9 protein-coding genes are annotated in these 10890 nt (G+C 47.3%); all 9 read left to right on the top strand.

What is annotated here, in order from left to right; genetic code table 11:
- Positions 1–16 precede the first annotated feature (16 nt).
- Positions 17–1492: a UDP-N-acetylmuramoyl-L-alanine--D-glutamate ligase gene (gene murD, locus JC525_RS02280; RefSeq protein WP_198814081.1), complete on the top strand. Its 1476-nt coding sequence runs from the start codon at positions 17–19 to the stop codon at positions 1490–1492.
- Entirely contained in the window at positions 1489–2892 is a 1404-nt protein-coding gene (gene ftsW, locus JC525_RS02275; protein ID WP_198814079.1) for a cell division protein FtsW, read from the top strand. Before murD ends, ftsW begins: the two co-directional genes overlap by 4 nt.
- Positions 2885–4003, top strand: coding sequence for an undecaprenyldiphospho-muramoylpentapeptide beta-N-acetylglucosaminyltransferase (gene murG, locus JC525_RS02270; RefSeq protein WP_198814077.1), 1119 nt, complete (start codon positions 2885–2887; stop codon positions 4001–4003). Before ftsW ends, murG begins: the two co-directional genes overlap by 8 nt.
- Positions 4003–5448, top strand: a complete 1446-nt coding sequence (gene murC / locus JC525_RS02265; RefSeq protein ID WP_198814075.1) for a UDP-N-acetylmuramate--L-alanine ligase — start codon at positions 4003–4005, stop codon at positions 5446–5448. Before murG ends, murC begins: the two co-directional genes overlap by 1 nt.
- Before the next feature lies 1 nt (position 5449).
- Positions 5450–6433: a D-alanine--D-alanine ligase gene (locus JC525_RS02260; protein ID WP_198814073.1), complete on the top strand. Its 984-nt coding sequence runs from the start codon at positions 5450–5452 to the stop codon at positions 6431–6433.
- Positions 6434–6435: 2 nt separating this feature from the next.
- Positions 6436–7206, top strand: coding sequence for a cell division protein FtsQ/DivIB (locus JC525_RS02255; protein WP_198814071.1), 771 nt, complete (start codon positions 6436–6438; stop codon positions 7204–7206).
- Positions 7207–7213: 7 nt separating this feature from the next.
- A complete protein-coding gene (gene ftsA / locus JC525_RS02250; protein ID WP_198814062.1) occupies positions 7214–8443 on the top strand; it encodes a cell division protein FtsA in 1230 nt (409 codons plus the stop codon).
- A gap of 108 nt (positions 8444–8551) precedes the next feature.
- Entirely contained in the window at positions 8552–9718 is a 1167-nt protein-coding gene (gene ftsZ / locus JC525_RS02245; RefSeq protein ID WP_198814053.1) for a cell division protein FtsZ, read from the top strand.
- 211 nt (positions 9719–9929) lie between these two features.
- Positions 9930–10841 (top strand): UDP-3-O-acyl-N-acetylglucosamine deacetylase, encoded by a 912-nt coding sequence (lpxC, locus tag JC525_RS02240; RefSeq protein WP_198814051.1) that lies wholly within the window; start codon positions 9930–9932, stop codon positions 10839–10841.
- Positions 10842–10890 lie beyond the last annotated feature (49 nt).

Genomic DNA, 10890 nt, shown 5'->3' with positions numbered 1-10890 from the left:
GAAGAGATAAATAGTAATGTCGTATAACGTACGTGAGCATAGTTATGTAGTCGGTGGCCTAGGTGTGACGGGTCAGGCTTGCGTGCGCTTTTTGTTGCAGAAACAGGCAAGGGTTAAAGCGTTTGATACACGCGCTAATTTCACTGCACCTGACAATCTAGAACCAGACATGCTAGCTTTCATGGCTGAAAAGGTCACGTGTAACGCGCTTAGCGCAGATTTCTTTGATGGCGTGGACACCTTAGTGTTGAGCCCAGGTCTTGCGCTTGACATTGAACAAGTTAGCCTAGCGAAAACACGCGGCGTTGAAGTGATTGGCGACGTAGAACTATTTGCCCGCTTAAACACCTCAAACAGCAGCAACACGCCTGCTAAGCGTGTGGTGGGCATAACAGGCTCAAACGGCAAAACCACTGTCACTCTGCTGGTCAATCACTTACTCAACGCCTGTGGCGTGAAAAGCATTGAAGCGGGTAATGTAGGCCGACCTGTATTGGAAGCGTTGGAAAGCGATGCTGATGTAGTAGTAATGGAATTGTCGAGCTTTCAACTTGAAACAACGTCAAGCCTAGTGCTTGCGGCTGCCACGATACTGAATATCACCGACGATCACCTAGACCGTCACGGAACGCTAGAGGCGTATATTGATGCTAAGCATCGCATTTTTGATAATGCGAAATCAGCGATTGTCTGGCGAGACGGTGAGTTTGTAGCACCAGATGAACACCTCCTAGTTGAGTATGATGAAGGTGTAAGCGCTGTTGCGGACGTAAATTCTAGCGAAACGACACACCCAGAAACGCAAGCTTCCCAACATATCGTAGAGTATGGGTTAGGTGAGTCTTCTACCGGGTTTTCCATCGCGAACTTTGACGACGATGGCAAACTTTGTATCGCGTTTAACGGCGAAAAGCTTATTGCTTTAAGCGACATTCATTTAGCGGGCATGCATAACGTGCTAAATATTATGGCAGCACTCGGCATCTGCTTTAAACTCGGCGTGTCGCCTCAAGCGGCGGCTAAACATTTACATAGTTTTACATCTGCGCCTCATCGCTGCGTTGAAATAGCCAGTGTAAATAATGTTCGCTATATCGACGATTCAAAAGCAACGAATATTGGCGCTACTATCGCCGCACTTGAGGGAATTGGCCCAACCATAAATGGCAAGCTTATTCTCATCGCAGGAGGCGATGCCAAAGGTGCTGATATGGCAAGTCTTGCGCCCTATTTAAACCAGCATGTTTTCCATGTGTTTGCTTTGGGCAAAGATGCACATTTGTTCGAAAAGCACTTTGCGCATACTACCCGTGTAGCCACCATGAAAGATGCGGTGAAAGCGGCGATTAGACTTGCTACTCCCGGCGATACCGTGTTGCTTTCACCAGCGTGTGCAAGCTTAGATATGTATAAAAACTATATGCACCGCGGCGATACCTTCAAACAGGACGTTTACGACCTACACAATATAAGTTTGGAGGCGGCATTATGATGACGGCCCCAACGAAACTTAGTGCATTGTTTGCCGCAAAATACGATGGAAAAGCGCCAGCGCAACATCCTTATGACGTTACGCTTATTTTAATAGCGCTAGCACTGATGAGCATCGGCGTTATAATCGTCACGTCGGCATCTATGCCGGTGGCAGACAGACTGCACGATAATCCTTTCTACTTTGCTATTCGCCACGGCATTTACATTGTTGGGGCGATTGTCGCGGCCATGGTTGTGCTGAATCTTCCCATGCAGTTTTGGCGCATGACCAACCCTTATTTACTTCTCGCTGCAATCGGGCTTCTACTCGCTGTGCTAGTAGTGGGAAGAACCGTAAACGGAAGTACTCGCTGGTTGGCGATAGGCCCCATTACCATTCAAGCGGCAGAGCCGGCTAAGCTCTTCTTCTTCGCTTATCTGGCGGGCTATTTAGTGCGCCGATATGAAGAAGTGACAGAAAACTTAAAAGGGTTCATCAAACCGCTAGCTGTGTTTTTTGTTTTGGCGATGTTGTTACTGCTTCAACCGGACTTGGGCACAGTGGTGGTAATGTTCGCCACCACGATCGGCCTGTTATTTCTAGCAGGTGCACGACTATGGCAGTTTTTCGCATTAGTGTTTGCAGGCATATTGGCGGTGGTAGCACTTATCGTATTTGAAGAATACCGCCTCAAACGGGTGACCTCATTTTTAGATCCGTGGGCAGACCCCTTCGGCGCAGGTTATCAGTTAACGCAATCTTTGATGGCTTATGGCCGGGGTAACTGGTTTGGTCAAGGTCTAGGCAACAGCCTGCAAAAACTGGAATTCTTACCCGAAGCTCACACAGATTTTGTTATGGCCATCTTGGCAGAAGAGTTGGGCTTTGTTGGCGTACTGGCTGTCCTTGCGCTTATTTTATGGATGGTGTTGCGTGCGCTGAGCATTGGCAACAAGGCACTTGAAAAAGGACGGGCGTTTGATGGCTATCTGGCTTACAGCATCGGCATCTGGTTTAGTTTCCAAACGGCGGTAAATATTGGCGCAAGTGCAGGTATCCTGCCAACCAAAGGATTAACGTTACCGTTAGTTAGCTATGGCGGTTCGTCACTCATTATTATGGCTGTGGCTGTGGCTATATTACTTCGTATCGACTTCGAGTTGCGGGTTGATGGCGTACAGGCAATTGGCCGAGGCGATGGTAAAGACGGCAGGAAAAACCCGCGTAGGAAAAAGCCTATTAATTCAAGCATAGCTAAATCCCCGGTTAAACCAGAGACGAATGCTGATGATGAGGCATTTTCAACATCTAAGGTTGAAACTAAGCCAGTGGCCAAAAATTCAAGCGCGGAAGATGAAGGTAAAGCCGGCATTAAAGCCATACTCGCGCGCGTCGCGCAGGAGGCGGACAATGGCTAAACGCTGTTTAATCATGGCCGGCGGTACAGGCGGGCATGTTTTTCCGGGTCTCGCGGTAGCCAATGCGCTTCGTAGCGAGGGCTGGGATATTCATTGGCTGGGTACCGCCGAGCGAATGGAAGCGCAGGTTGTACCTAAGCACAACATTCCCATTCATTTTATTCCGGTAAAAGGGCTACGTGGTAAAGGAATATCGGCACGTTTTCAGGGCGCTATTGCCCTAGTAAAAAGTTTATTCTCAGCAAGACGAATCATCAAACGCCTAAAGCCTGATGTTGTTGTCGGGTTTGGCGGCTATGCGAGTGGTCCCGGCGGGGTTGCAGCAAAAAGCTTAGGTATTCCCGTTATTGTGCATGAGCAAAATGCCGCGGCAGGCATGACCAATAAGCTACTCAGTAAATTGGCGAGCCGAGTGCTTCTTGGCTTTGACGATGCTAAAGAACAATTCTCAGGTGTTGCTGACAAAGTGCATACTGTGGGTAACCCCGTTCGCGAAGAGATTTGGCAGGTTCAGCCCAAACCTGTAGACATTAGCGTAGATGCTCGCCAAGGCGAGCGGGGGCATAAGCAAGGCTTAAATATGCTTGTGGTAGGCGGCAGTTTAGGCGCACAAATTCTTAATGAAACTGTGCCACAGACATGCGGTGCACTTGGTGGTCTATTTATAAAACATCAGTGTGGTAAAGGTAACAGTGGATATGTGGCCGAGGCATATGAGTCGGCAGGCGCTGACATGTCGAACATTGATGTTAGCGATTTTATCGAAGACATGGCCGCAGCTTATGAATGGGCAGACTTTATTGTCTGTAGAGCCGGTGCGCTTACGGTAAGTGAAGTCGCAGCAGCCGGACGCGCGGCGATTTTCGTACCGCTACCTTTTGCGGTTGACGATCACCAAACAAAAAATGCGCAGTCGCTAGTGAGGCAAAATGCGGCACTGATGATTGCTCAATCTGTATTGAAAGAAAATTTAGGGCAGGCGGTGCGTCAGTGGGTACAACACCCTGAAGGCTGCTTAAAGATGGGTGCTGTTGCGAAAACATGTGCAAGCACTCATGCCACGGAAAATGTAGTAAGCCACGTTAAAAGCGTGGTAGGAGTAGGGGACTAATGGTTTTTAAAACCCCATTTGAAAGCCCGCAAATGCGCAGGGTGAAAAATATATTCTTTATTGGTATCGGCGGTGCCGGTATGGGTGGTATTGCCGAAGTATTACTGAACGAAGGTTATGCTATTGCTGGCTCTGACATTCAAGAAGGGCCAATGACACAGCGCTTAAGCGAGTTAGGTGCCGAAGTAAAAATTGGTCATCGCGCTGAAAATGTCGAAGGCATGGATGTTATCGTTGTGTCTAGCGCAATTAACGAGCAAAACCCAGAAATTATCGTTGCTCGTGAAAAACGCATCCCTATTATTCGTCGTGCAGAAATGCTGGCGGAGCTGATGCGATTCCGTCACGGAATTGCGATAGCGGGAACGCACGGCAAAACGACCACAACTAGTTTAATTTCTACCATATTTGCAGAAGCCGACTACGATCCTACGTTTGTGATTGGTGGCTTGTTAAACAGTGCTGGCACTAACGCCCGATTAGGAAAAAGTCGTTATCTCATTGCCGAGGCTGATGAGAGCGATGCATCTTTCCTTCACCTTCAGCCAATGGTATCGGTAGTTACGAACATTGAAGCGGACCATATGGATACCTATGGCGGCGATTTCTCAAAGGTGAAAGATACCTTCGTAGATTTTCTGTCTAACTTGCCATTTTACGGTCAGGCCATTGTCTGCGGCGACGACGCCAATATTCAAGAGATTCGCCCGCGTATTGGTCGTAGCATCATTACTTACGGTTTTGAACCGCACAACGACTATCGCGCTGAAAATATTACTTTGTCATTTGGCAAAGCAAATTTTACCGTTATTCGTCCCGATCACGAACCGCTAGACATTACGTTAAACCTAACTGGCAACCATAACGTTTTGAACGCCCTCGCTGCCATTGCGGTAGCAACTGATGAAGGGGTGGAAGACAACGCCATTATGCGTGCTTTAGCCAGTTTTGGAGGCATTGGACGTCGATTTGAACAGCTAGGTACATTTAACACGAGTAAAGGTGAAGTGTGCTTGGTGGATGATTACGGCCATCATCCTACAGAAGTAAGAGCCACTATTGCTGCAGCTCGCGCAAACTGGCCAGATAAACGTTTGGTCATGGTTTACCAGCCCCATCGGTTTACGCGAACTCGTGACCTGTACGAAGATTTTGTTGAGGTGTTGTCGAGCGTTGACGCACTATTGCTTCTGGATGTTTATGCTGCCAGTGAACAGCCTATCGAAGGTGCTGACAGTAAAGCCCTGTGCCGTTCAATTCGTCAGCGGGGACAGATAGAGCCGGTATATGTAGGCGATAAAGACGCCTTGCCTGCAATTTTGGCGAATATCATGCAAGACGGCGACATTGTGATGACCCAAGGTGCGGGTAATATCGGACAAATCGCGAAGCTGTTAGCGCGTTGTGAGTTAGAGCCTGCAACGCTTACAAAGGAAGGAGAATAAGATGTCTACACCTTTAGTAAGTATTCACTCACAAAAAACACATTTGCCAAGCGAGTACGGCAAAGTTGCTGTGCTGCTTGGGGGCGATTCCGCTGAACGGGAAGTATCGCTAAATTCAGGCAACGCGGTGTTAAATGCATTGTTAAGACAAGGTGTAGATGCTTTTGCGTTTGACCCTGCTAAGCGCCCGTTAACCGACCTTCTTGAACTAAACGTAGACCGAGCGCTCATTATGCTGCACGGTCGAGGTGGTGAAGATGGCTCTATGCAAGGTGCCCTTCAGCTTCTAAAAATACCCTACACGGGAAGTCGAGTTTTAGGCTCAGCGTTGGCAATGGACAAAATTCACACTAAGCAAGTGTGGCAAAGTTTAGGCTTACCTACAGCGAAATATGAAATTGCTGATAAAAGGCACTTTGAAGCTGGTAAGTGCAGCGCTATAATGGATAAATTGGGGAATGAAGTCATGGTAAAACCGGCCAGAGAAGGGTCGAGTATTGGCATGGCAAGAGTGACAAGCGCTAAACAGCTCGAAACTGCCGTTCAGGACGCCTTTAAATATGATAATCAAGTCCTGTTAGAGCAGTACATAGACGGTCCCGAATTCACTGTTTCTGTGTTGCAGGGACAGGCGTTGCCGTCCATTCGCATGTCTACTCCACATACATTCTATGATTATGCTGCGAAATATCAGGATAATACAACCGAATATTATTGCCCAAGCGGCTTGTCTGAAGAGCAAGAAGCACAGCTAGCAAAACTAGCATCCCGTGCGTTTGACGCTATTTCTGGCAGCGGTTGGGGCCGAATAGACGTTATGCAGGACAATCAACGGCAGTTTTATTTGCTCGAGGCAAATACAGTGCCTGGCATGACAGAAAAAAGTTTGGTGCCAAAGGCCGCCAAAGTTGCGGGCTTAACGTTTGATCAACTGGTACTGAGTATTCTTTCTACTAGTTTTGACGACGTTGCAAATAAGGCGTAGACGTGACTAACACGAATACTAGTCAAGACAAGCGCGCGACTGAAAAGGGCGACAATAGCAAAACGGCAGTGTGGGGCGGCGTCGCTTTCTTAGTGTTGGTTATTGCTGGGTTAGTATTTGGTGGGTTGAAAGCGAACCAGTATTTGCAAGACGAACAGCAAATGCCGGTACAGGTTATCGATTTTTCTGGTGATTATCAGCATATCGATATTACAAAGCTAGAGCGGTTAATACGCAAAGCGCAGCCTGGAAGTTTTTTTGCGCTTGACGTTAATGAGGTATTTGAGCTTGTTGAAGCGCAGCCTTGGGTTTATCGCGCTTCAGTAAGAAAGAAGTGGCCAAATACGTTAAAAATCTATCTGGTTGAGCAGCAGCCGGTCGCTCAATGGAATGAAGATTTGTTGTTAAACCCTTATGGGGATACGTTTAACGATGAAGGGGTAGTGCTCGATTTACCTCGTTTATATGGCCCCGGCGGTAGCGAAAAAACCGCGTTAGAGGGTTACAACGCGATGCATGCGCTCATTTCAACGACAGACATGACGTTGTCTGAGTTGTCATTAAGCGAACGGTTTGCATGGCAAGTGCAGTTGAAAAACGGCATAAAATTGAATTTAGGACGTCAGGAGTTTATCGATAGGCTGCAGCGCTTTATTGATGTATACCCACTGTTGGCGCAACAAGAGAAGGCGGTGAAATACGTCGACCTTCGCTATGACACGGGTGTTGCCGTTGGCTGGAAAGACGACAACACCACAGATGAAGAGAGTTAAGGAAACCATGTCAAAACCTGCTGAACGCAATTTGATTGTAGGACTAGATATCGGCACCAGCCAAGTAAAGGCTGTGGTGGGTGAATTGCTAGAAGACGATCAAATCAGTATCGTTGGCGTGGGCACCCATGCATCAAAGGGCATGGATAAGGGCGGCGTTAACGATTTAAATCTGGTGGTTAAATCGGTTCAGCGTGCGGTAAACGAGATGGAGTTAATGGCGGATTGCCGTGTATCTTCAGTTTTCATGTCTATCTCGGGACGCCACGTGAAGTGCCAAAATGAAAATGGCATGGTACCGATTAACAACCAAGAAGTAACACAAGAAGATGTAGACAACGTTATTCATGCAGCGCGCAGCGTACCTATTGCGGCTGAACGTCGTTTGCTTCATGTGTTGCCCCAAGAATTTACTATCGACGTGCAGGAAGGGATCAAGAACCCGATAGGCATGTCAGGCGTGCGAATGGAAGCAGATGCGCACATCATCACTTGCGCAGACGATATGGCGAAGAACATGGTGAAGTGCGTTGAGCGTTGTGAGCTGAACGCTGATCAACTTATTTTCTCAGCGTTGGCTTCAAGCTACGCGGTATTAACTGATGACGAGCGCGAGTTAGGTGTATGCGTAGTAGACATTGGTGGCGGTACTATGGATATCGTAATTTTCACCGATGGTGCCATTCGCCACACTGCCGTTATACCGGTTGCGGGTAATCAAATTACCAGTGATATTGCGAAAATTTTTAGAACACCAATCAGTAATGCAGAGGAAATAAAGGTGAATTACGCCTGTGCATTAAAAGATATGGTGAGTATGGAAGACAGTATTGAAGTACCCAGTGTGGGTGGTCGCCCAGCTAGAGTAATGTCTCGTCATACGTTAGCTGAGGTTATTGAACCTCGCTATCAGGAACTTTTTGAGCTGGTACATGATGAAATTCGTGCCAGCGGTCTGGAAGAGCAAATCGCAGCGGGTCTTGTACTTACTGGTGGTACCGCTAAGATGGAAGGTGCTGTGGAATTTGCCGAAGAACTTTTCCAGATGCCCGTGCGCGTGGGCAAGCCCATCAACGTAAAAGGTTTATCTGAATACGTTGATGATGCTGGATTTGCGACAGTCGTAGGGCTGCTGCAATATGGCAAAGTACAATCTGATAATAAGAAGTCCAGTACGCAAAAAAACGGTGAAAGTTTATTTCAGCGTGTGCAAAGCTGGTTTAAAGGTGAATTTTAAATTTTTTTTGGGGGCGCTATAGCTACGGCATTAAGGCTAGCAGGAAGCAATTAGCCTAAGGGAATGACCTGGCGTAGTGTTTAAAAGACGTACAACCGGAGAGTAAGTATGTTCGAATTAATGGATAGTCACGGCGAAGAAGCCGTAATCAAAGTCATCGGTGTCGGTGGTGGCGGTGGCAATGCAGTTGAGCACATGGTGTCTCAAAGCATTGAAGGCGTAGAATTTATTGCAGTAAATACAGATGCACAGGTGCTTCGTAGTTCAAATGCAAATGTTACGCTTCAAATTGGCTCAAGCGTAACAAAAGGCTTGGGTGCAGGTGCTGATCCGAATATCGGTCGTGAAGCAGCGCAGGAAGACAGAGAAACTATTCGTCAAGCATTAGACGGTGCGGATATGGTGTTTATCACAGCCGGTATGGGCGGTGGTACGGGTACTGGTGCAGCGCCAGAAGTGGCAAAGATTGCCCGTGAAATGGGTATTCTTACAGTAGCAGTTGTTACTAAGCCATTCCCATTTGAAGGTAAAAAGCGTACCTCTTTTGCTGAGCAAGGCATTATAGAGCTTGCGAACAATGTTGACTCGTTGATTACTATTCCTAACGAGAAACTACTGAAAGTAATGGGTCCAGGCACGCCATTGCTTCAAGCATTTAGCGCGGCGAATGACGTGCTACGCGGCGCAGTTCAAGGCATTGCTGAGCTAATCACTCGTCCTGGTTTGATCAACGTTGACTTTGCAGACGTACGAACTGTTATGTCTGAAATGGGTAAAGCCATGATGGGCAGTGGCGCAGCAAGCGGTCCTGACCGTGCTGAAGAAGCTGCGGAATCTGCCATTGCGAGCCCGCTTCTTGAAGACATCGACTTGTCAGGTGCGCGCGGCATTCTTGTGAACATAACAGCGGGCCCAGACTTCGCTATCGATGAGTTTGAGACTGTGGGTAATGCTGTAAAAGCATTCGCCTCAGAAAACGCGACTGTGGTTGTGGGTACGGTAATCGATATGGAAATGACGGATGAACTTCGCGTTACGGTTGTAGCAACCGGTATTGGCGCAGAGCGCAAGCCTGATATTTCGTTAGTAAGCTCTGAGGGCTCTCGCCTTACGGCGCCAGCAAGAGAATACGGTAATACACATTCAAGTGAACCGCGTTCGGCAGTAGGTGGTACGGAAGGTAATCAAGCGCTTAAAGCCGACGACAGTGCGCAGCCAGACAACGACTTGGAGTATTTAGATATTCCAGCGTTTCTTCGTAAACAGGCAGACTAATTTAGCTGCCTGAAAACGAAGGGAATTATTTCACGTTTGTGATGTCTCACTAATTAGGTGAAGATTCACAGCGTGAAAAATGCGCGTTGAACAGTTGATTAAATACGCAATCTGGCGGGTTAATTTCCGTCGGAAAGGGTGTTTTTTGACATGTGAGTAATAACTCACTATAATTCGCGCCCGCTTTTTTAATAGGTAAAAGCTTAAGCAGATGATTAGACAACGTACAATCAAGCAATCGGTACAAGAGACCGGAATTGGGCTTCATAAAGGGGAAAAGGTCACAATGACTCTCCGACCTGCGCCAGCAAACACGGGTATCGTGTTTAGGCGTGTTGACCTTGAACCACATGTTGACATACCTTCGCGTGCGAACGCGGTAGGTAATACCATGCTGTGTACGTGCCTAAATAACGAAGACGGTGTAACTATCCAAACGGTAGAGCATTTAGCATCTGCGCTTGCAGGATTAGGTATCGACAATATCATTGTTGAGGTAGACAGTAACGAGCTGCCAATTATGGACGGAAGTGCTAGCCCGTTCGTATTTCTACTTCAATCTGCGGGTATTGAAGAGCTAAACGCGCCTAAGCAATTTATCCGAATTAAAAAGCCTGTTCGAGTTGAAGATGGCGACAAGTGGGCAGAATTAGTGCCATATGACGGTTTTCGCGTTGATTTCCAAATCGACTTTGATCACCCAGTGATCAGTCAAACTCGTCAACATATGGTAATGGATTTTGATTCATGTTCATATGTCAATGAGGTAAGTCGAGCACGTACGTTTGGTTTTATGCGCGACCTTGAATACATGAACGCTAACAACCTAGCGTTAGGTGGCAGCATGGAAAATGCGGTTGCGTTAGACGAGTTTCGCGTACTTAACCCTGAAGGGTTGCGCTACGATGATGAGTTTTTGAAGCACAAGGTTTTGGACGCTATTGGTGATTTGTACCTTGGCGGCCACAGTTTAATCGGCGAGTTGCGTGCATACAAAACCGGTCACGGTTTAAACAATAAGCTGTTAAATGCAGTGTTAGTGCAACGCGAGTGTTGGGAGTTTGTGACTTACGAATCTCAAGAGACAGCGCCAATTCGGTACGCTCAACCTGTGTTGGCTTAAGATTTTCAAAAAGCCGCCTAATAGGCGGCTTTTTTTCATATGGCAATTA

This window comes from Alteromonas sp. IB21, from assembly GCF_016405965.1.
GTDB lineage: Bacteria > Pseudomonadota > Gammaproteobacteria > Enterobacterales > Alteromonadaceae > Alteromonas.
Note: the sequence above shows the minus strand (reverse complement) of the source record. Positions and strands in the feature narration are given on the sequence as shown.

Bases quoted from the DNA above. Each gene is read 5' to 3' on its own strand.
- murD (WP_198814081.1), top strand. From the start codon at position 17: ATGTCGTATAACGTACGTGAGCATAGTTATGTAGTCGGTGGCCTAGGT.
- ftsW (WP_198814079.1), top strand. From the start codon at position 1,489: ATGATGACGGCCCCAACGAAACTTAGTGCATTGTTTGCCGCAAAATAC.
- murG (WP_198814077.1), top strand. From the start codon at position 2,885: ATGGCTAAACGCTGTTTAATCATGGCCGGCGGTACAGGCGGGCATGTT.
- murC (WP_198814075.1), top strand. From the start codon at position 4,003: ATGGTTTTTAAAACCCCATTTGAAAGCCCGCAAATGCGCAGGGTGAAA.
- JC525_RS02260 (WP_198814073.1), top strand. From the start codon at position 5,450: ATGTCTACACCTTTAGTAAGTATTCACTCACAAAAAACACATTTGCCA.
- ftsA (WP_198814062.1), top strand. From the start codon at position 7,214: ATGTCAAAACCTGCTGAACGCAATTTGATTGTAGGACTAGATATCGGC.
- ftsZ (WP_198814053.1), top strand. From the start codon at position 8,552: ATGTTCGAATTAATGGATAGTCACGGCGAAGAAGCCGTAATCAAAGTC.
- lpxC (WP_198814051.1), top strand. From the start codon at position 9,930: ATGATTAGACAACGTACAATCAAGCAATCGGTACAAGAGACCGGAATT.